Origin of the sequence: Caulobacter sp. S45 (assembly GCF_903642205.1) — a bacterium.
Taxonomy (GTDB): Bacteria; Pseudomonadota; Alphaproteobacteria; order Caulobacterales; family Caulobacteraceae; genus CAHJWH01.
This window is the reverse complement of record NZ_CAHJWH010000043.1, coordinates 1-20454: the sequence shown is the minus strand read 5'-3', so window position 1 is coordinate 20454 and position 20454 is coordinate 1. Positions and strand designations below refer to the sequence as shown.

The window sequence follows — 20454 nt, the reverse complement described above, 5'->3', positions numbered from 1 at the left end:
GGCGATCTTCTTGCCGTCGTTCTTATCGAGCCCGTAGGCCAGGGCCGCCGCCGTTGGCTCATTGATGATACGCAACACTTCCAGCCCGGCGATACGGCCGGCGTCCTTGGTCGCCTGGCGCTGGGCGTCGTTGAAGTAGGCCGGAACGGTGATCACCGCCTTCTCGATCTTCTCGCCGAGCGCGGCCTCGGCGGACTCCTTCATCTTCTGCAGGATGAAGGCGCTGATCTGCTGGGGCGAATAGTCCTTGCCGTGAGCGCGCACCCAGGCGTCGCCGGACGGACCGCGGACGATCTCATAGGGCACCATGCCCTTGTCCTTGGTCACCATGGGGTCGTCGAACTGGCGCCCGATCAGCCGCTTGATGGCGAAGAAGGTGTTCGACGGGTTGGTGACCGCCTGGCGCTTGGCAGGCTGGCCGACGAGGCGCTCGCCGTCGTCCTGCAGCGCCACGACGCTCGGAGTGGTGCGTACGCCCTCGGCGTTCTCCACCACCTTGGGGGCCTTGCCGTCCATGATCGCCACGCACGAATTGGTCGTGCCGAGGTCGATACCGATGATCTTGCTCATCTAGTCCATTCTCTCCTTATGCGGCGGACGGCCGGCACTGATGGGCGGCCTTGTCGATCAAGCGCCGCGTGCGCCCGTCCCCTGGTGGGTCTTCAAACGGCCGGACCGTGGAGGCGCCAGCCCGCGAGCCGCATCCCTGCCCTCACGTGTAGTCGATATGGGAACCTCTGCGGGCGCCGCAAGGGTGGTCGCGGCTGGCGTGGCGACCGGTCAGCCTACCCTGCTGACCGCCCTGCATGCCCTTGCGAGGCGGAGCCGCTACGTCTAGATCATCCGCCCTCGCTCAAGCCGCGCCCCCCAGGCGCCGCGCCCCGACCTGGAGAGGTGGCTGAGTGGTCGAAAGCACCGCACTCGAAATGCGGCGTACCTGCAAGGGTACCGTGGGTTCGAATCCCACCCTCTCCGCCATCCGGTCAGGCCCCACAACATGCTCGCGGCCTCGATCCAAGAGGGTCGCCTCCGCGAGCCTGTCTGCGGCCGACCTTCCGACTCTGATTTGGCCCTGGTTCGAACTGACCGGGGCGATAACAGGGGCCTAATATGTCCTGCACGTGCGGTGGACGGCGTTAGCGGCCTAAGCAGCGACCGCCGTGATTACCAGCGGTGCTAGGAAACGTCCCTCCACCTGACAGCCATCATTGCTTCATGCACTGCAAAGACATCTATCACAATAGCAGAGATGTCAGGTTACATAATCTTGCGAAGCTGCAAGACTTCGTTTTTAGAATAAGGTTGTTTGCGAAATTCGAGAGGAGTATTGGGCATGGACTAACGGTTGGTGTGAAAGAGGCGCCCTGAATGAAGACACTTCTGGCCGCACTAAGCGCTTTCATGTCCGTTGGTTGCGGAGCGGCCACGGCTTCCGCCCAGCCTCCCCCATCCTATCGGCAGGTGGGAGCGATCCCGTTGGGCGCGCCTGAGCGGTGGGACTACGTCGTCGCCGATGCCCCGAGCGGGCGCGTTTTCGTGGCCCACGGAGATCGGCTGAGCGTGGTGGACGGGCGCGGGCTGACGCTGATCGGAGACGTGACCGGCCTGAAAGGCGGCGCACATGGGACCTACGTTTCGGCCTCGACGGGTCTCGGCTTCACCGACGACGGGGAGGCGGGCAAGGCCATCGCGTTCGACCTGAAGACGCTTGCGGTTCGCGCGACCCTTGATGCGGCCCCGGACGCGGACGCCATCGCTGGCGGCGGACGCGGCGTCTACGTGATCGACGGCGACTCCGGCGTGATCACCGTGATCGATCCTGCGGGCCTCAGGGTCGTGGACACCATCAAGGTCGGGGGTTCGCTGGAGTCTGCCGCCGTGGACGGCGAGGACCATCTGTTCGTGAACGGGGCGGAGCGGGCGGAGATCGTGCGCATCGACACCGCCACCAACGCCGTCACCGCCCGCTGGCCGGTCCCCGACTGCAAGAGCCCGCACGGCATGGCCATAGACCCGCCGCGCCACCGTCTGTTCACCTCCTGCGTCAACGGGCGGCTGGACGTGCTGGATACGCAGAGCGGGCGCGAGGTCGCCTCCGCGCCGATCGGGCTCGGCACCGACTCGGCGGCCTTCGATCCGGTCCGCCGCCGCGTCTTCAGCTCGAACGGGCGGGACGGGACCATCAGCGTGATCGAGGAGGTCGATGCGGACACCTACCGGCCGCTTGCGCCGGTCAAGACTCAGGTGGGTGCGCGCACCATGGCGGTGGACACGTCCACGGGGCGCCTCTTCGTCGCGTCGGCGGAGATCGACCCCGCGGGTCCCACCACGGGCCGGCGGCGCTTCCTGCCCGGAACGCTGAAGCTGCTGGTGTTCGATCCGGCGAAGTGAGTGGATCGCGAAAATGTCTCACCCGGGTGCTAGACCGCGGTCGCGGAGACGGGCTGGGAGAACGGGATGACAGCCGCAGCAACAGGCGCCCGCGCGGCAGGTCTCGCCGGTTTGGCCACGCTTCTCCTCGGGGGCGTCTCCGGCCCGGCGGCGGCTGCGCCCTTGGCCGCCGACGGCCAGGTGGGCCGTTACGCCCACGTCGTCGTCATCGTGGACGAGAACAAGAACTACGAGCAGATCCTCGACCCCGCCGCCGCCCCGGAAATCTCCGCCCTGGCCAGGACCTACGGCCTGGCGACGCACTTCTACGCTGAGGTGCATCCGAGCGAGGCGAACTATGTGGCGCTGCTCGGCGGCGACACCTTCGGCATCCACGACGACGACGCCTACTACTGCGATCCGGGATCGCAGCGGCCCTTCTGCGACGGCGCCGGCGCGCCGGGCTACGCGGACCACACGGTGAAGGCGCCCCACCTCGGCGACCAGTTGCGCGCCAAGGGGCTGGACTGGAAAGGCTACTACGAAAGCCTGCCGGAGCCGGGGTCGGACGCGGTGGTCGCCAGCGACCCGGCCTTCGACAACGGCACGCGCAAGACCGCGCTCTACGCGTCCAAGCACTCCGGCTTCATGAACTTCGCCGACGTGCAGTCCGACCCTGCAAGGGCGAATCGGATCGTCGGCTTCGGCCAGCTCAAGCAAGACCTCGACACCGGCCGGCTGCCGGCCTTCGCCCTTGTGGTGCCCAATCAGTGCAACGACATGCACGGGTTGCACGGCTCAGGCGTGCCGACCGACTGCGACGGGCTGAACGTGGCGGCCCTGATCCGCCGGGGCGACGCGGCCAACGGCGCGTTGGTGCGCCAGCTGATGGCGAGCGCAGCCTGGCGATCGCGCGAGAATATGGCCATCGTGCTGACCTTCGACGAGGGCTCGGGCAAGACGCGGGAGGGCTGCTGCGGGGTGACTCCGGACGCGCCCTCAAACTTCGGCGGCGGCCATATTCCCGCGATCGTGATCACCAATCACGGTCCGCGCGGCGTGCAAGACGATGCGCCCTACAGCCACTATTCGCTGCTCCGCACCCTCGAGGACACCTTCGATATCGGCGAGCATCTGCGCCATGCCGACGACACAGCCGCCGGCGTCGCGCCGATGGTGAAACTGTTTGCGGCGCCTCCAGCGGGCCGCTGAGCCGTCACTCGGGTCGCCGGCGCTGCTCCGGCGGTGCGTAGAACCGCATCAGGTCGTCAGCCGCCACGCTCACGCCTGTCGCTTCGGTTATGACGGCGAGGATGTCGGCGTCGCTGCGGCCCGCCTCACGCATCTGCTGGATCTCATCGCTGATCATGCCGATGAAGGCCGGAAGCGCGAAGGTCTCGGGGCCGAGCCCGAGAGCATGACGCAAGGCGCCCTGCGCACCTACGGCCTGGGCGACGGTGAAGAGCGTCGCGTCCGGCATTGTGGCGGCTCCCTTGATACGGACGATCGGCGCAGGCGCCGAGTGTAGCCATCTCCATGATAGACACGATCGCTCTCCTCAACCGCCACATGGTCGATCGCCGGCCCAGGCTTGGATGGGCGTCGGTGGCAGGTCCAGGGGAGCGTGAGCGTCCGGTCCAAGCCGGCCGGCCTTGCTGCGGTGCCCCGGATCAGAACTTCACGCGCACGCCGCCCTCGATGGTCACGTCGTAGAACTCCCGCTGGATCGGGCGATCTGAGCTGCCCTCGTAGTAGCGCAGGGGCGTGTTCAGCAGGTTCTTGGCTTCGAAGTAGGCGCCGTAGTTGGGCGTGAACTGGTAGCTGGAGGTCAGGTCGAGCGTCGTGCGGCCGTCCTGGATCACGTCCAGGGACTTGTCGCCCCCCAGGCCGAACAGGCTGTGGCTGACCTGCTCGGCCGCCAAGCGCACCTGGGCGCCATAGGCCTCGTAGAAGGCGGCCAGGTTCCAGGTGGTCTGGGAGGTGCCGGGCAGCAGGCCGTACTGCGGCTGGCCGGTCAGGTCCTGCGCCCCGGTGTATTCCTCGATGCGCGACTGCACGACCGTGACGTTCGCATCCAGGCCGAAGCCGTCCAGCGGCTTGATCAGGAAGGTGAACTTCTGGTGGTAGTCGGCCTGGATGCCCCGGGCGTGGGCCGAGGAGATGTTCTCGTAGGTGGTGATGTTGGCGAGCGATCCCTGCGCCAGCGGGTTGCCGCTGACTCCGTTCTGCACCCGCGGCACGATGTAGTTGCTGAACTCCTTGTCGAACAGGGCGAATTCCACGATGCCGCTGTTGGGCATGTAGTATTCCAGGTCAAGATCGTAGTTTTGGCCGGTGGTCGGTTTGAGGTTGGGGTTGCCCTCGCTGATCGTCACCGGGCTCTGGGTCAGGTCCACACTCGTGGCCGTGGTGTTCTGGTTGAACCCGGGCCGGGAGATGCCGGTGGAAAAAGTCGCCCGCGCGAGCAGCCGGGGCATGATGGTGTACCGCAGCTGCACGGTGGGAAAGGCGTTGACGTAGTCTTCGTGGCGGACTTCGAGCGCTTCACTGGAGCTGCCGTCGATGTTCGTCGTGGCGACATAGCCGCCATATTTTGCGTTGGTGTCCTCGACCCGCACGCCCGCCAGTATGCCCAGCGGACCGATCTCGGTGGTGTACTGAAGATAGGCTGCGTAGATGTTCTCGTCGGCGTTGAAGAAGCTGCCGTCGTTGAACACCGGGCCGCTGTTCGGCAGCGTCGCGATCAGGTTGCGCACGGCGTAGCGGTCGATGAAGGGGCCGTTGGGGTAGTGGCCGTCGTAATAGGTGTTGGCAGGCCCTGAGATACCTTGCAGCGTGAGGTCCGGCAGGCCGCTGTAGCTCTCGTCGTACTCGGTGGCCACCTTGTCGCGGATGCGGGCCTGGCCGCCGATCTTCATCCGGTCGTTGTCGTTGATCAGGTGCAGCGGGAAGAACAGGTTGGCGGCGTAGGTCCGCTCCTCGTCCGCATCATAGTCCTCGTTGTTGCTCAGTTTCGAGAGCGTGTAGATCGAAGGATCATTCAGGTTAATCCCGTTCGGGAAGCTGAAGCTGGGATAGGTGATGCTGGTGCGATTGTCGTAGATGATGGGCGTGTTTGCGGGTCCTGCGAACCGCGCGCCGATGTTGTAGTTCACCCGGTAGGTCGCGCGGCTGTAGGCGGCATGGTAGTCGAGCGACACTGGCCCGAAGTCATCCTTGCCGCCGATGACATAGACCTGGTTCCTGTGCGCCTCCTGCTCGTCGGTCAGGGTCGTGGTGGGCGTCGTGGTGTCGACCAGGGCGTTCGGATGGCTCGGGGAGACGGGAATCTGGCCGTTCGCGTCCTCGTTGCCCATGTCGCGGAACAGCAGGAAGTTCTTGTGCACCGCCTCGTTGTAGCCGGCGATGTCGGCGCGCACGTAGAGGCTGTGGTGGTCGTTCGGCTGGAAGTCGAACTCCAGGCCTTCTCCGTAGCGGCGGCGATGGTAGTCGTAGCGGCGCAGGTCGTACTCGCTGACGGCGTTGCGCTGGGCGGTGGCGTCGTCGACGTAGCTCTCCTCCAGGTCGTCGATGCCGCGGCGGTCCTGGCGGGTCGAGGCGGTGATCACGAAGGAGAAGGGCGTTGGGTTGGAGAAGAAGCCGGCGCGCACCGGCTGCGCCTGCCCGTCGCCCTGCACCAGCAGCTTGGTTCCGTCGAAGCCGAACCGGGCGCCGACGGCGCCTTCCGCGCTGAAGGGGCCGGAATGGCCGTGCAGCGGCTCGTAGCCCTCCCCGACCGTTCCCTCGAAGAAGGGCTTGTTGATGCCGGCGGCGCTGCGGGGCGTCAGGTCGATCTGGCCGCCCAGCCCTTCCGCTTCGTGGTCGGGAAGACCCGTGTAGGTCACCACGATGCCGTCGATGGCCCCGGTCGGAATGGTGTCGAACTCCACCGCCCGGCCGCCGCCGCCCGCCGCCGTACCGCCCGGATTGGTGTTCAGCAGCACCACGCCGCCGTAGGTCGCCCCGTCCAGATTGGCGTCGATGCCGCGGATGTTGACGAAGCGGCCCTCTCCGGTGTCGCTGGAAAGCGAGACTCCTGGGATGCGTCCGAGCGCTTCGGCGGCGTTGAAGTCGGGATATTTGGAGATGGTGTCGGCCGACTGGACGCTGATCAGGTTCGGCGCATCATACTGGCGAAGCCGCGCCAGACCTTCCTGCCGGGGGGCGGTGACCACCACGCTGTCCACCGTGGTCGCCTGGCCGGCCGCAGACTGGCCCTCGGTAGAGGGGGACGCGGTCATACCGGCCTGTGCAGGGCCGGGCTGGTACGGAGCGGCCTCGCTCTCGGCGGCCTGGCCCGGAGCCATGGGAGCGCCAGGCTGAGCCCGAGCGGCTTGCGTTGAAACCAAGAGGCTGGTCGACGCGAACAGAGCGATAGGGCGTATGCGCACCGTGAGATCCCCCGGTGTCCGCTGGACGGGTGTGCGGACCTCGCACAAGATTGCAAAGCCACGCGACACTTTCGTGCCGGCGAGATGAAGTAGAAGACTGGGAAAGCTTGCAATTCGACAAGCTTAGACTGCGTGGCTGAAAAGCCACGGCTCGCCATGTTGTGACTTCTTGCGCCGTAATCAGAACCGGTTCATAGCGCCAAGCGGAGTTGTGCGACTTGATGATCCTGCTGGTGGAGGATAACCCCCGAAACCGCTGCTTATGTCAGCGATGGACTAGGCGCGCTCGGTCAAACGGTCGAGATCGCCTCCGACGGGCGCGCGGGCCTGCTGCGGGCCAGCGACCCTCAGTTCGACTGTCTCGTCATCGATCGGCTGCTGCCCGGCTTCGACGGGCTGACGGTGGTGCGCACGCTGCGCAGCACGGGCGTCAGGACGCCCATCATCTTCCTGACCGCCGTCGGTGGTGTCGCCGACCGGGTTCAAGGCCTGAAGGCGGGCGCCGACGACTACCTGGTCAAACCGTTCGAGCTGGAGGAACTCGCGGCCCGCGTGGAGGCTCTCCGGCGCCGGCCGCCGCTGCCGGAGAGCCAGACCCTTCTGCGGGCCGTCGACATCGAGCTGGATCGGCTGGAACGGACCGCTAGGCGCGCCGGGCAGGCGCTGGACCTCACGGGCAGCGAGTTCAGGCTGCTGGAGGTCCTGATGCTGAACGCCGGCCACGCGGTGACGCGCTCGATGCTGTTGCAGACGGCGTTCGGCCTGGACCACGCCAACCCCGCCACCATCATCGAGCCGCACATCAGCCGGTTGCGGGCCAAGCTCGAGCGGGACGGACTTCCCGACCCCGTGCGCACCTTGCGCGGCGCCGGCTACTGCATCGATGCGGCTTAGCCGCCTTTGGCGCGCCACCAGCTTCAGGCTGGCGCTCTGGCAGACGTTCCTCTTCGTGGTCGCCTTCGCGGCCGCGGGCGTCCTGGCCGACATCGTCGTTCGGCGGGACGAGCTCCAGGCGGTCGACGCCGAGATCACCGCCGAAGTCGCCGACCTCAAGGCCGTCTATGGCGCCGGCGGTCTCGCGGCGCTGCGGAACACCGTGGCGGCCCGCCAGCGTGATCCCAGCATCTGGGAGTTTCGGATCGAGGATGCCGCAGGTCGCCGTCTGGCCGGCGACCTGCCCGCCGCCGGACCGCAGGGCTGGTCCACCCGGCGTCTGATCGAGGGCGACCTGCCGGACGACCAGTCGGAGGTGGTGCGGGCCCTTCGGGGCGAGGTCGGCGGCTTCGGCCTGACCGTGGGCGAAGATCTCGGGACGCGGGAACGGACGGACGAAGCGCTCCTGGTCGCGGTTCTCGCCGTGGCCGCGGGAGCGGTGGCGCTCAGCTTATCCGTCGGCGGCGTCCTGGCTTGGCGCGCGCTTGCACGTGTCGATGAGATGGCCACGACCATGCAGCGCTACGGCGCCGGCGACGTGGAGGTTCGGGCGAGGACCGGCGCACGGGCGCCAAGCGACCTTGACGAGCTTGCCGCCGCCTTGAACCACATGCTGGAGCGGACCACGCGGCTGATGACCGGGCTGCGCCAGGTGTCGGCCGACATCGCCCACGACTTGCGCCGTCCGCTGGCGCGTCACAACGAGCGCATCGCGCGCACGCTGCAGGCTCCGGCCTCGCTCGACCTCTACCGCGAGGCGCTGGTGAGCGCGTCTGGCGAGGTGGACGATGTGCTGCGCACCTTCCAGGCGCTGTTGCACATCGCCGAGCTGGAGGCCGGCGCACCCGGCCTCGCGACCGAGCCGGTGGACCTCGGCGAGGTCGCCGGTCGGGTAGTGGCCGCCTATCTGCCCATGGCCGAGGAAGGCCAGCGCACCCTGTCGCTCGCCGCCAAGCCGCAACTCACCACCCGCCTGCTGGCGACACCCGACCTCCTCGCCCAGATGATCGCCAACCTGGTCGAGAACGCCTTGACCCACACGCCCGTCGGATCGCACGTCACCGTCGCGGTCGAGGCCGAGGGCCTCAAGCTTTCCGTGACCGACGACGGCGCGGGCGTTCCGGCCGAGGCGTTGCAGCGCATCTTCGAGCGCTTCACGCGCCTGGATGCGAGCCGCAGCACCCCGGGTACAGGGCTGGGCCTTGCCCTGAGTTCCGCCATCGCGCAGGCCTTCGATGGGCGGATATATGCTGAGTCCGCAAATCCAGGTCTCCGGGTCGTGGCCGACTTTTCCCGATCGCCGCACGTGCTGTGGTGAGTTCGCCTGAGCAGAAAGGGTATGACGCGTGGACCTATCCCGCCGAGAGCTGAACAAGGTTCCCCAGATCACCCTGGCCTTCTGGGTCATCAAGATTTTCGCCACCACGCTGGGCGAGACCGGAGGTGACGCCGTCTCCATGACGCTGGGCCTCGGCTATCTGGCGAGTACGGCGGTCTTCTTCGCCATCTTCCTGGTCGTGGCGGCCGCCCAGGTCCGCGCCAACCGCTACCATCCCGCCCTCTACTGGGCGGTGATCCTGGCCACCACGACGGCGGGGACGACCCTGTCCGACTTCCTGGACCGGAGCGCCCACCTCGGCTATCTCGGCGGCTCGCTCCTCCTGCTGGCGCTCCTTGGCGCTATCCTCCTCGCCTGGCGGCTCGCAATGGGCCGCATCGTCTTCCAGCACGTCGCGGACCGCAGGGTGGAGAGCTTCTATTGGGCGGCCATCCTGATTTCCAACACGCTCGGTACGGCGCTTGGGGACTTCACCGCCGATGATAAGGGTCTCGGCTACCACGGTGGCGCCCTGGTGTTCGGCGGGCTGATCGCCCTGATCGGGGCCGCCTACCTCTTCACCCGCATGCCTCGCGTGCTGTTGTTCTGGGCCGCCTTCGTCCTGACCCGGCCCCTCGGCGCCACGCTCGGCGACAGCCTGACCAAGCCGCTGAGGGACGGCGGTCTGGAGCTGGGGACAATTCCCTCCTCCGCGCTCCTGGCCGTAGCCGTCGTCGTTCTGGTCGCCTTGGCGGCCCGCAAGCCGTCCGTCGAAGCGGATGGCTGAACGCCGCACCGGGCTGGCGCTTCTCGCCGCCGCGCTGCTCGCCGCGGCTCCGGCCTGGGCAGGACCGCCCTATGTCACCGATGATCCCGAGCCGACGCGGACCGGCGGCTGGGAGAACTACGCACTCGTCTCGGGCGTGAACACGCCGGGAGAGACCGCGGGCGTGGCGGGCGCGGAGCTCAATTACGGCGCGGCGGAGAACCTGCAGCTCAGCGCCCTCCTGCCGCTCGCCTTCGACAGCACCCACAGTCTTCGCGCCGGAACCGGCGACGTGCAGCTCAGCGCCAAGTACCGCTTCCTGCACCCGCCGGAGGGAAGCTGGCTTCCGGACGCCGCGGTCTTCCCGGCTCTGACCCTGCCCACCGCGCCGCGCCGGCTGGATACGGGCCATGCGTCCGTCTTCCTGCCGATCTGGCTGGAGAAGGACGTCGGGAAGTGGTCCACGTTCGGCGGCGGCGGGTACGACATCAATCCTGGCCGCGGCCAGCGCGACTATGGCCTAGTGGGCTGGGCGGTGACGCGCGCCCTCAGCAAGCGGCTGAACCTGGGGGTGGAGCTCTACCACCAGACGCCGCAGACGATCGGCGGTCCCGCCTTCACCAACCTCGGCTTCGGGGCGATCTACCAGCTGACCAAGCATTGGGCGGTGATGGCCTCAGGCGGTCCGGGACTGCAGCACAGCGCGCACGTCAACGACTCCGCCTTCTATGCGAGCCTCCAGTTCACCAACTGAGGGTCTCCAGGAGCGAGGCGCAGGGGTGGACGCCTCGATTGCGCCGCCCGGGCTGCCGAGCGCGGCCCTTTCGCTGCACCGTGCGCCAAGCCTGTGGGCGGGGAAGGTCTGCGACGTCTCACCTGCACGGGAGGACGGAGATGTCGATCGCCCACAGGCACACAACGAGGGCGTTGCTGCTCATCACCCTGCTGGCCGGCCTGACCCTCAGCGTGGTGGCGATGGCTTGGCAGACGCCGCTCGTGCGCGACCAGATCGTGGCCGACGATTAGAACGCTGACGCTAGCTCGGCGTCTTCACCTTTTTCCCGCCTGCAAGCCGGACAGAGACCGGACGATACCCACCTCCAGCCTGGGCGCTGTCACGTTGCTGCACGCAAGCTCAACGATCCTCATGATCCGCACCGTAGATGCGGGTAGGCGGATCGAGCACGGGAGCCTTGGGGCCGCTCACCTCGTAGACGTGGTAGAGTGGACCCGCGCCAGTCGATGCGTCCTGTCGCAGCGCGGCTACCGGCGTGACGCTGTCGAACCTCGCCTGGACCTTGGACAGCTTGCTGCAGGCGTTCTTGCAGACATACAGCGCCCGGCCCTGGAAGAGCTGCGGCGAGGGCGCGGGTTCGTTGCTCCACCTCACCCGGTCGCTGATCTGCACCACGGGCGTGGACGACGGCAGGTAGAGCTGGGTCAGGCTGGCCAGGGTGTAGTCAGTGGTCAGAATGACCCTTGCGCCGGCGCGGGCGCGAAGCCGGTCGATCTCCTCGCCCACCGTCGTCCAGCCGATGCCCAGCACGCGCGTCCGCGGATCATGCCGGCCGAGCGGCAGGAAGCCCGTTGTCGCCTCCGCATAGGCGAGCACGGCCAGCGCCAATCCAAAGGGCGCCGCGATCCTGGCGGCGAGTTTGCCGACGAGGTCGAGGGTAGCTGAGCCATGCCGGGAATGGTGGCAGGCGTAGGCGGCCGCGACGGCGAAGGCCGGATAGGCCGGCTCAGGCCAGTTCCCCTGTACGCGCTCATGGGTGGCGTGCCAGATAAAGTAGACCATCATCGGCGCGATCATGGCGATGAGCAGGCCGCGCGAACTTTCGGACCGGGGGCGGGAGCTTGGGGTCGCCAGCCCGATGCACCCCAGCACGAAGATCGGCGGGGTGGCCAGGATGGTCACCGCGGCGAGCAATTCCCCCAGGTAGCGGAAGGTCCAGATGTAGACGGTGAGCCGGCCGGATTGGTAGACCAGCGACGCCCAGTGATGCTGCGCGTTCCAGACCAGCACGGGCGAGAACACGGCCAGGGCGACCAACCCCCCTAGCCAGGGCCAGGGCGTGGCGAACCACCGCCGGTTCTCGCGCATCGCGAGGAGCCAGAGCAGGATGCTTACACCGAAGAAGGCCGTGGTGTACTTGGAGCATAGGCCCAGACCGAAGGTCGCGCCGATCGCGAGCCACCACGCTCCCCGGCCGCTGCTCTGCATTTGCGCCAGGAAGAGCAGGAGAAAGCAGGTTGCGGCGACCACCGCCTGGTCCGATGTCGCCACCAGCGAGCCGATCGACATGACCAGCGTAAGGTTGAAGTAGACCACCGCCGTCCTGGCCAGGGCGGCATCGTCGAACAGCAGCCGCGCGGCGCGTCCCAACGCCCAGCTGGCCGGCAGGCTGAGCAGCACGGCGCAGACGCGCACGCCCAGCGGCGTGTCGCCGAACACGGCCGTCCCCAGGCGGATCATCGACGGGTTGACGAACGGGTGATCGATGAAACCGGCGGCCAGGTGCTTGGAATAGCGCCAGTACAGGGCTTCGTCGGAGGCGAGCGGCGTCCAGGCGGCCACGAGGAGCTTGACCAGGGTCAAGGCGCCCACGAACAGGACCATCCTGGCCCCGGGTGAAAGACGCGAAAGGCGCAAACGCCATTCCACGGCGGCGGTCAGCGGCATGTCGCCAGCCGTCATCCCGAGACACTCGCGGGCCTGGTGGTCAATCGGGTCTCTGAAGGCCGTGGGACGCTCAGGGGAGGCAGGCGAGTTGCATCCCCTAGAGCTCGAACAGGCGAAACTCCGGGCAAGCGTCATGCTCCAGCACTGCAACGTCTCACCTGGCATGACGCCGCCGCCTTCCCCGCGCCTCACCCCCGCAGCATGCGCGCAGACGTTTCCGACGCGGACCTCGCCGGGTGAGGATGAAGGCCGATGGTGGAGCGGCCTCGCCTATGAAGACGGTCTTGAGCTCCAGCCCAGAAGCCATCTGCCTTCCAGGATCTGCCACGTGGCGACCGCTAACGACCCGATCGCGAGATCACGTCCCCGCTTGATGAGGGCCAAGCTCAGCGCGATCTCCGCTGGCAGACCAAGGATCGGACCCAGAAGGACGTAGCCGCCTTCCATGATCCCGAGCGCCCCGGGGACAAAGAACGCCACGCTGCGGAGAAGGTAGACAAGGCTCTCCATGACCAGGACCATCGGGAGCGGCATCCGCGCACCCATAAGGCGCAAGGTCAGCCAAACTCCGCCGACCGCGACCAGCCACGCCATCAGGTGAAGACCCATAGAGAGCGCTACACGCGCCGGCTGGCGATATATGTCCGCCAACTCCAGCTGAACGGACGCCAAATGCGCTCTCATTTTTTCAGGCCACCGCACACTTAGCCTGGTTAGAATTCTTGGAGCGAAGTGCTGCGAAAAGAAGAAGCCTGCGGCGGTCACTATGCCAAGCACCAGACCGGCATAGATCGCGGGATCGACAATCTTATGAGGAAAGTTCGGTGGAGGACGAAGACTCAAGACAGACAAGCCGATCATTGTAAACAGAAGCTGCCCAGCCATCTCCGCGCCTAGATCGACCAGCGTTGACGCAATCGCGAGGGAGGTGGACACGCCGAACAGACAAGCGCCCCTCACGCCCACAACGAAGCCGCCGAGCTGTGCAAGAGGGAGGATGTCGGCTGCCACCTCACGCATGATGCGGCCGAAGACAAAGCCCGGAAGCTGTCTGAGCGGGGTGCTTGGGGCGATGACGTACCAGGACACGCCGAGTAGTCCCAGAACGCCGAGGGTATAAGAACAGAATATGATGAAGCCAGCCAGCCCAAGATTGTGCAGCGAGCCTGAAATAGCACCCACACCGAAGTGGATCAAAAAACTCCAGATGGCGATGGCGCCTAGCACCATGACGCTTAGTGTCAGAATTCGCCCTGCGGCTTGCTTTTTCCTCAAGGATGAACCTGTTGAGAGAAGCAAAGGTGGGGGGTAACTCTCGTGATCTCCACTAGCGCATTGCGCTAAGAACAACGGGTGCAAGGTCCTCGGACGGGCGACCGGTCGGTATCGAGGCCAAGCCGGTGACAGGCCCTGATTCCTTCCCCGTGGACTCGTCCGCGCCGGGCGGATGAGGGATGAGCTGCCCTTCGCGGCCGATCCGGAAGGTCCGCCCCCGCCATGTCACCGTCTTGCCGAGAAACGCCCATGCATATATGAGTGCGGACAAGAGGTCTCGGGCGGGCCACAGCCACCAGATGCCGCGACTACAGCTCGCGAACCTCTCGACCCGCTCCATCACAAACATCCTCGCGCCGCAGACGACGGCGAGCACCATCAGACTCGTCATGCTCCCTTGGAGCAGGACGATCGCTACCAGGGCGAATGGAAGAGGATGCATGATGGCGCTCCCGGCATAGCTTACGGGATCGATCAGCCGCAGAGTACGGGCCCACCGGAGTTCGTGACTGCCGACATGCAGCCCGTTTCGTTCGGGACAGGCGTGTCCCACCGTCATCGGCGGCACCGCAAAGCTGTAGCCCAGATCGCGGATCGCCCGGCCGATCTCGAAATCGTCTGCAAGGTGGTCTGCGAACCTGGCGAGTCCGCCGATCTCGTCGAAGACGGTCTTGCGGAGCGCTATGGTTGGCCCGAAGCAGGGTTTCGCCAGGCCTATCCTCAGCCCGAAGGCGACGCTGGGCAGGAAATGATAGTTCATCGCCATGGCTGAAAGGCGGGACCATGTCGACCGCGTCGGGACGCCGACATAGGCGCAGGTGACGAAGCCGATGTCTGGAGGGGCAAGGGCCGCCACCAGCACCCGCAGGTAGTCGGGATCGACGGTGATGTCGCTGTCGGCAATGACGATGATCGGGTGGCGGACAAGACGCTCCATGTTGATCAAGTTGGATATCTTGCGGTTTGCGCCGAAGGTCCGGTTGCTGACAACGAGGTGTATGTCCAGCTCCGGGTATGTTCCGATCAGCTGTTTGACGATCCCGGCCGCGGGGTCGGAGCCGTCGCGCACTCCGAAGATGATCTGTACCGGAGCGGGATAGTCCTGAGTACAGAAGCCTTCGAGGCGGACCGCCAGTCCGAATTCGTCCCCGTGCAGCGGCTTCAGGATCGTTACGGGCAGGCAGGCTGTCGGCTGCGAGACCGGCCGGATGAAAAACCACTTCACGGCGAGCGCGGCCAAGATCGTGTAGATCACGCCCAGGGACGCGATGGCGGTGAAGACCCATCCGAGGACCGAGATCGCGGCGCTCACCTCATGTGCCAATCGCCTGCACGCCCGGAACCGAAGCTGTGGCCCACCTCCCTAGACGTCGCCGATGGCGGCTAGGCTCATCATTTGTGAAACTTTTTTCCGGCTGGCCAGCGGCGAGGCCGATGCGCGCCTGGCCGCCGCAGGTTGTGGCTCGACCTCATGGAATATCGCGCTTCCGGGTGAGGTGGAGCGGCGACGGCGGCGTCCCTGAGACATGCGGCGTCACTTGCCCACACTCGGACAACTCGAGGCGCTCGGCTCAGAGCGGCTCTGGCCGTTCCTTCTCACCATCGGTCTTTACATGATGGTTGAGAGGGTGGCGGAGGTCTGCCGCCTGCACTTCATCCAGAGCATGGAATTGGGTCTCGGTTGGGCCACAGCGCCTGTCCAGGCCGCTTTGGCGATGTTCTGGGCCTATGTCGCGCATAGGCGGCTGGCGTTCCGGGGATGGACGTCTGGCGGGAAGCTGGCCGGCGCCGCCGTCTTCGTTGTGATCAGTCTGGGATGCCTGGATCTGGAGTTCCTCATGGAGCGCTTGGCGCCCCGCCTTGAGCTGGGTGTCTGGGGGCTCCTGAGCAGCTTCAAGTTCGGGCTTGTGGGTCGCCTCGTCTGGCCGATCCGGCCGCACCGCCTTGAGGAACTGGCTTGAACGCTCCGTGTGTCGCCGACCAAGACCCGCAACCTCACGCCTGCGAGCCGATTTTGGAGACAACCGTGTATCTTCGCGGCCAGGCGCAGGCTTGGGTCGTCAGCCTCGACGAGGCGTGCCTGTTCTCGACGATCGACGAAGACGAAGCTTTCCGTTTCGCCTGCGATGCGCGTCGGGTCGAGGGAGGAGAGCCGCTGCGGCTGATGATCCTGAGCGGTCCTTCGGCTGCTGCTTACGAAGGGTCCGCGGTTAACCCGAACGAAGTCGAGTACGTTGCGAAGCCGACCTTATGCGATGCCTTGGCCACCACGATCGCAGTGGCGCCGGACCGTCGTGCTGTTGTCGCTGCCTAGGAGCCCGCCACCTGGCGCGTTCAGGGTCCCAGGCGTCCCGCCAGCCGGCGGAGCGGCTATGGCTTGGCAGCCACCCTGAATCCATGACAGATCGCGGCTGACGATCAGAGGCGTCGGGAGCCGTCGCTTGCGTTCGTTCCCGTCGAGAGTCGCGGATCTTCGACTTGCCCGATATGTCCTCGACGCCCCTTGCGCGCGCCTACATGGAACGGCGCGCCGACCTGGTGCGGGTGTTCACCGCGCGCCTTCGTTCGCAGGCGCGCGCCGAAGATCTCGTCCAGGCCATGTTCGAGAAGGTGATGGCTGTCCCGGCGCAGGAACACATCGGCAATCCGGTGGCCTACCTGTATCGGCTCGGGTCCAACCTGATGCTCGACGACGTGCGCCAGGCCCAACGTCAGCGCGCGCGCGAGAGCGCGTGGTCGGACCTGCAGGGCGAGCGGCGCGGCGGCGACCGCGCCTCCGATGCGCCGGGGCCGGACCGGACGGTCGAAGCCCGCCAGCGGCTGGCGCGGCTGATGGCGACGGTGGAGACCCTGCCCCCGCAGACGCAGCGGGTGTTCCGCCTGCACAAGCTGCAAGGGCTCAGTCACCAGGAGACCGCCGAGAGCCTGGGCGTCTCCAAGAGCGCGGTGGAGAAGCATGTCAGCCTGGCGCTCAAGCTCCTGACGGAACGCACGTCATGAGGGGCTGGGGGATGGGGGTGTCCGTGGCGTCTTCACAAGAGACGGAAGGGCTTTGGCGGAGATGAGCGGGGAGGAAAGAGGGGCGGGTGCGTCAAGCCTCGAGCAGGACGCCGCCGACTGGGTCGTGCGGCTTTCCGGCGACGATGTCGGCGAGACCGGATGGCTGGCCTTTGTGGCGTGGCTGGATGACGCGCCTGCCGATCGGCCGGACCTGCGCAGGCAGGCCTTCGACCGGGCGCAGGCGGTCTGGCTCAGCCTGGACCAGGTCCGCGAAGGCGCCAGCGCGCCCGCGCCGCGCCGCAGCCGCGCTCCGTCAACGCGGCGCAGGCGATCGAGCATCGTTGGATGGGCGTCCGCGGCAGCTGCGGTTGTGGCCTGCGTCGCCGTGTCTGGGGCTTGGTTCATCTCGCGCCCCCATCCCGCGAACCGGGCGCCTCCTTCCGCTCTGCTGGCCTACGTCACCCCCGCAGGCCAGGGCCGCACCTTTCAGCTCGCCGACGGGTCCCGGATCGACATGGACGGCGCGACGGCGCTGACCGTCGATCTCCAAGGCGTAGATCGGCGCGTTAGCCTGGCGCACGGGGAGGCGCGGTTCGACGTGGCGCACGACCCTTCGCGCCCGTTTGAAGTCGATCTCGGCCCCGCGCAGGTGAGGGTGTTGGGGACCGCTTTCGACATCGTGCGGGAGGGCGCCGTCACCCAGGTGGCCGTGTCGCGAGGCGCCGTGAGCTTCCAGGCGGGCGAACACAGCGTGACGCTTCCTGCTGGGCGGGCCGCCCGGCTCGGCGCCGACGGCGACTTCGAGCTCGCCCAGGTCAGCCCGGCCGACGTGGGCGCCTGGCAGGCGGGGCGGCGGGTGTATTGGGACCGGCCCGTGTCCGAGGTGCTCGCCGACCTGAACCGCCGATATCCGCAGCCGATCCGCCTGGCGGGTCTAGAGGCCCGGCGGATGCGCTTCACCGGGGTGCTCGTGCTGGGGACGCGCGACCAGATGGTGGACCGGCTGACTGCGCTGTTGCCGCTCGACGCCAAGGCGGGCCAGGGTGGGGAGATCGTGCTAAGCGCACGCCGTCCCTGACCGTCGTCTGAACTTGACGCCTCATGCTCGGCCCGGCCTGCTGGGCGTCCTTTGCTGGTTGAGCGCAGCGCCGGCCCTGTGGGCGGCCGGCGTCCGCCGGTCCTACGATCTGCCGTCACGGCCGCCCGCGCAAGCCGCACTGGCGGTGGGTCTGCAGGCCGGCATCACCGTGGGCGTCTCAGTCCCGTGCCATGGCGTCCAGGTCGCGATCCGCGGCCGGATGGATGTCCATACCGCCATCGACCTGGCTCTGGCCGGCAGCGACTGCCGTGCGGTGTGGATGGAGGGTCAGACCGTTCGGATAGAGCGTCGGCCGCAACCAGCTCAGGCCGCTGCTCCGAAGCCGCCGCCGGCCACGCCGCCTGAAGCCAACCTGGCCGAGGTGGTGGTCACAGCCTCCAAGCGGGGGGTGGACGTCTTCCACCTGCCCGGCTCGGTCAGCGTGGTCCAGGCCCAGGCGCTCGCGGCGGTGCGCGTTCGCGATACCGCTGACCTGCGCCTTCTGGCTTCGGGCATGACGGTCACCAATCTCGGCGCCGGGCGTGACAAGGTCCTGCTGCGGGGCCTGTCGGACGGGGCGTTCACCGGCCACACCCAGTCCACCGTCGGCCTCTACTGGAACCAGACGCCCACGACCTACAACGCGCCGGACCCCGATCTCCGCCTCGTCGACGTGCAGTCTGTGGAGGTGCTCCGCGGCCCCCAGGGCACCCTGTATGGCGCAGGCGCGATCGGTGGAGTGGTCAGCGTCACGCCCGTCGCGCCGGACCTGTCGGCCGCCTCGGGCTTCGCGTCAGCTACGGGCGCCACCACCGCCGGCGGCGACCCGAGCGCAGGAGCGGAGGCCATGTTCAACCTCCCGCTCGCTGGAGGTAAGGCCGCCTTGCGTCTGGTGGCCTATGGCGAGGAGGACGGGGGCTACATCGATCTCCCCAGGCTGGGTGTCCAGAACGCCGACCATACGCAGGAGACCGGGGTCCGAGCGGCGTTCCGCACGGAGCCCAGCGCCGAGTGGAGCGTCACCCTCGGCGACATCTACCAGGACATCTACAGCGACGACACGCAGTACACGACCGGCGATCCCCAAGGGCTGGAACGCAACACCCGGGTGCGCGAGCCGCACGACAACGACTTCGAGCAGGCCTATCTCGACATAGGCGGGCGCGGCGGCTGGGGCGAGCTGCACAGCATAGGCTCGTTCATCAACCACGAGTTCGACAGCCGCTACGACGCCACCGACGCGGCGGCGGATTTCGGGGGTGCGTCCGTTCCGACGGCGTTCGACGACGACACTCTGGTCCGGCTCACCTCGCAGGAGCTGGACTACCGCGCGCCCTTGCACGGTCCGGCGTCGCTGCTGGTCGGTGGCTATGGCAGCTACGGCGACGAGCACGAGACCACTCGGCTGGGGCCAACAGGTGGTGGGAAGACGCTCTACGCCGAGGACCGTACCGACCGGATGGTCGATCTCGCCCTGTTCGGCGAGGCAAGCTACGCCTTGACGAGCCGCCTGACGGCGACCCTCGGTCTCCGGCTCGCCTATGCGGAGCGGCGTACGCTGTCGCTTGTGGACGAGGCCGGCGCCCAGGCGCCGTTCAGCGGGCGCTACGTCACCAAGGAGTGGTCACCCAAGCTCGCCCTGGACTATGCGCTTGTCCAAGGCGTGCGCCTCTACGCCCTGGCGTCGAAGGGCTACCGGGTGGGCGGCTTCAACACCGCAGGCCCGCTGACCACCGCCTTCACGGCGCAGGGCGGGGCCGAACCGAACCGCACCTATCTGCCGGACGACCTCTGGAACTACGAGGCGGGGGTCAAGCTGCAGGGCTGGCGCGGACGGCTGCAGGCGCGAACCGCGCTCTACTACGATGTCTGGGACCGGCTGCAGGCCGACCAGCTGCTTCCCTCCGGCCTCTCCTACGTCGCCAACGTCGGCGACGCCCACGTGAAGGGATGGGAGTGGGAGGCGAGCGTTCGACCGCTACAGCCCCTGATCTTCGAGATCGGCGCCCTGTTCACCGCCCCCGACCTGCACAAGGTCGATCCCAGCTTCCCGGCCGGCCAGTCCGACTTCACCCTGCCGGGCGTGGCGCGCCGCTCGATCAACAGCCGGATCGAGTATGACGTATCCTTGAGCGGCGGCCGTACCCTGGAACTGGACGCCGCCGCCCTCTACGTCGGCCACTCCTACCTGTTCTTCGGCCCGCAAGGCTCGAGCGAGATGGGACACTACCTCGACGGGAGGCTCCAGGGCGTATTCCGGACGCCCGACTATTCCGTCGGCCTGCTGATCTCCAACCCGGCCAACAATCGTGGAGACACCTTCGCCTTCGGCAATCCTTTCAGCCTGGGCGCAGGGCCGCAGTCTACGCCGCTGCGACCCCGCACGGTGCGCCTCACCCTCACGCACGGCTTCTAGCCTGACGCGTTCAGCCTGCCCCAGTGTGGGGTGCGCGCCAGCGGCGTTACTACAGGTGGCCGGAGGCGCCAGGTGTAGATCTTGCAGACCCCGGTTTACGCCGCTCCTGACACGGTCCTGGCAGAGTTTATCATGAAGTCCACCCCGCGTTCCCGGGTGACGGTCCTGCTGCTGGCGCTGCTGGC

At 67.2% G+C, this 20454-nt stretch carries 18 protein-coding genes and 1 tRNA gene; 13 read left to right on the top strand and 6 right to left on the bottom strand.

Going from position 1 to position 20454, the window contains the following annotated elements; all coding sequences use genetic code 11:
* Nucleotides 1-570, bottom strand: a 570-nt coding sequence (locus HUV06_RS06665) for an Hsp70 family protein (protein ID WP_174300490.1), incomplete at its 3' end; no start/stop codon positions are given.
* 318 nt (nt 571-888) lie between these two features.
* Here HUV06_RS06665 and HUV06_RS06660 point away from each other — a divergent pair.
* From HUV06_RS06660 to HUV06_RS06650, 3 genes are all read left to right on the top strand, one after another.
* Nucleotides 889-978 (top strand) — tRNA-Ser (locus HUV06_RS06660).
* Nucleotides 979-1536: 558 nt separating this feature from the next.
* The gene (locus HUV06_RS06655; protein ID WP_174300489.1) at nt 1537-2391 is read left to right on the top strand and encodes a YncE family protein; all 855 of its coding nucleotides are present in this window, start codon (nt 1537-1539) and stop codon (nt 2389-2391) included.
* Nucleotides 2392-2502: 111 nt separating this feature from the next.
* Nucleotides 2503-3582, top strand: a complete 1080-nt coding sequence (locus HUV06_RS06650; RefSeq protein ID WP_217433667.1) for an alkaline phosphatase family protein — start codon at nt 2503-2505, stop codon at nt 3580-3582.
* A gap of 4 nt (nt 3583-3586) precedes the next feature.
* Here the strand turns inward: HUV06_RS06650 and HUV06_RS06645 are convergent, their stop codons facing one another.
* Both HUV06_RS06645 and HUV06_RS06640 read right to left on the bottom strand, forming a co-directional pair.
* Complete coding sequence (locus HUV06_RS06645; protein ID WP_174300487.1) at nt 3587-3850, bottom strand: hypothetical protein; 264 nt, start codon at nt 3848-3850, stop codon at nt 3587-3589.
* Between the two features lie 190 nt (nt 3851-4040).
* Nucleotides 4041-6716 (bottom strand): TonB-dependent receptor, encoded by a 2676-nt coding sequence (locus tag HUV06_RS06640; protein ID WP_174300486.1) that lies wholly within the window; start codon nt 6714-6716, stop codon nt 4041-4043.
* Nucleotides 6717-7040: 324 nt separating this feature from the next.
* Here HUV06_RS06640 and HUV06_RS06635 point away from each other — a divergent pair, with 324 nt between their 5' ends.
* The 5 genes from HUV06_RS06635 (at nt 7041) to HUV06_RS16450 (ending at nt 10843) form a co-directional block, all read left to right on the top strand.
* The gene (locus HUV06_RS06635; RefSeq protein WP_371811010.1) at nt 7041-7694 is read left to right on the top strand and encodes a response regulator transcription factor; all 654 of its coding nucleotides are present in this window, start codon (nt 7041-7043) and stop codon (nt 7692-7694) included.
* Nucleotides 7684-9051 carry a HAMP domain-containing sensor histidine kinase gene (locus HUV06_RS06630; protein ID WP_174300485.1) on the top strand — a complete coding sequence of 456 codons (1368 nt, stop codon included), beginning with the start codon at nt 7684-7686 and terminating at the stop codon, nt 9049-9051. Before HUV06_RS06635 ends, HUV06_RS06630 begins: the two co-directional genes overlap by 11 nt.
* 28 nt (nt 9052-9079) lie before the next feature.
* Nucleotides 9080-9838: a hypothetical protein gene (locus HUV06_RS06625; protein WP_217433666.1), complete on the top strand. Its 759-nt coding sequence runs from the start codon at nt 9080-9082 to the stop codon at nt 9836-9838.
* A complete protein-coding gene (locus tag HUV06_RS06620) occupies nt 9831-10571 on the top strand; it encodes a transporter (RefSeq protein WP_174300484.1) in 741 nt (246 codons plus the stop codon). Before HUV06_RS06625 ends, HUV06_RS06620 begins: the two co-directional genes overlap by 8 nt.
* Nucleotides 10572-10711: 140 nt before the next feature.
* Nucleotides 10712-10843, top strand: a complete 132-nt coding sequence (locus HUV06_RS16450; RefSeq protein ID WP_256430027.1) for a hypothetical protein — start codon at nt 10712-10714, stop codon at nt 10841-10843.
* 109 nt (nt 10844-10952) lie between these two features.
* Here the strand turns inward: HUV06_RS16450 and HUV06_RS06615 are convergent, their stop codons facing one another.
* From HUV06_RS06615 to hpnI, 3 genes are all read right to left on the bottom strand, one after another.
* Nucleotides 10953-12437, bottom strand: coding sequence for a glycosyltransferase family 39 protein (locus HUV06_RS06615; RefSeq protein ID WP_174300483.1), 1485 nt, complete (start codon nt 12435-12437; stop codon nt 10953-10955).
* A 333-nt stretch (nt 12438-12770) separates the two neighbouring features.
* Nucleotides 12771-13775 (bottom strand): lysylphosphatidylglycerol synthase domain-containing protein, encoded by a 1005-nt coding sequence (locus tag HUV06_RS06610; protein ID WP_256430026.1) that lies wholly within the window; start codon nt 13773-13775, stop codon nt 12771-12773.
* 52 nt (nt 13776-13827) lie between these two features.
* Nucleotides 13828-15087, bottom strand: coding sequence for a bacteriohopanetetrol glucosamine biosynthesis glycosyltransferase HpnI (hpnI, locus tag HUV06_RS06605; RefSeq protein WP_174300481.1), 1260 nt, complete (start codon nt 15085-15087; stop codon nt 13828-13830).
* A gap of 226 nt (nt 15088-15313) precedes the next feature.
* Between hpnI and HUV06_RS06600 the strand changes: the two genes are divergently transcribed.
* The 5 genes from HUV06_RS06600 to HUV06_RS06580 all read left to right on the top strand — a co-directional run bounded on the left by HUV06_RS06600 (nt 15314) and on the right by HUV06_RS06580 (nt 20269).
* On the top strand, nt 15314-15736 hold the full coding sequence (locus HUV06_RS06600; protein ID WP_174300480.1) for a hypothetical protein: 423 nt from the start codon (nt 15314-15316) through the stop codon (nt 15734-15736).
* A gap of 65 nt (nt 15737-15801) precedes the next feature.
* A complete protein-coding gene (locus HUV06_RS06595; protein WP_174300479.1) occupies nt 15802-16089 on the top strand; it encodes a hypothetical protein in 288 nt (95 codons plus the stop codon).
* Nucleotides 16090-16262: 173 nt separating this feature from the next.
* Nucleotides 16263-16775, top strand: coding sequence for an RNA polymerase sigma factor (locus HUV06_RS06590; protein WP_174300491.1), 513 nt, complete (start codon nt 16263-16265; stop codon nt 16773-16775).
* Between the two features lie 61 nt (nt 16776-16836).
* Nucleotides 16837-17853, top strand: a complete 1017-nt coding sequence (locus HUV06_RS06585; RefSeq protein ID WP_174300478.1) for a FecR domain-containing protein — start codon at nt 16837-16839, stop codon at nt 17851-17853.
* A gap of 58 nt (nt 17854-17911) precedes the next feature.
* Nucleotides 17912-20269, top strand: a complete 2358-nt coding sequence (locus tag HUV06_RS06580) for a TonB-dependent receptor (protein ID WP_174300477.1) — start codon at nt 17912-17914, stop codon at nt 20267-20269.
* Nucleotides 20270-20454: the final 185 nt, after the last annotated feature.

Bases quoted from the DNA above. Each gene is read 5' to 3' on its own strand.
- HUV06_RS06645 (WP_174300487.1), bottom strand. From the start codon at position 3,850: ATGCCGGACGCGACGCTCTTCACCGTCGCCCAGGCCGTAGGTGCGCAG.
- HUV06_RS06640 (WP_174300486.1), bottom strand. From the start codon at position 6,716: ATGGCTCCGGGCCAGGCCGCCGAGAGCGAGGCCGCTCCGTACCAGCCC.
- HUV06_RS06630 (WP_174300485.1), top strand. From the start codon at position 7,684: ATGCGGCTTAGCCGCCTTTGGCGCGCCACCAGCTTCAGGCTGGCGCTC.
- HUV06_RS06620 (WP_174300484.1), top strand. From the start codon at position 9,831: ATGGCTGAACGCCGCACCGGGCTGGCGCTTCTCGCCGCCGCGCTGCTC.
- HUV06_RS16450 (WP_256430027.1), top strand. From the start codon at position 10,712: ATGTCGATCGCCCACAGGCACACAACGAGGGCGTTGCTGCTCATCACC.
- HUV06_RS06615 (WP_174300483.1), bottom strand. From the start codon at position 12,437: ATGGTCCTGTTCGTGGGCGCCTTGACCCTGGTCAAGCTCCTCGTGGCC.
- HUV06_RS06590 (WP_174300491.1), top strand. From the start codon at position 16,263: ATGTCCTCGACGCCCCTTGCGCGCGCCTACATGGAACGGCGCGCCGAC.
- HUV06_RS06585 (WP_174300478.1), top strand. From the start codon at position 16,837: ATGAGCGGGGAGGAAAGAGGGGCGGGTGCGTCAAGCCTCGAGCAGGAC.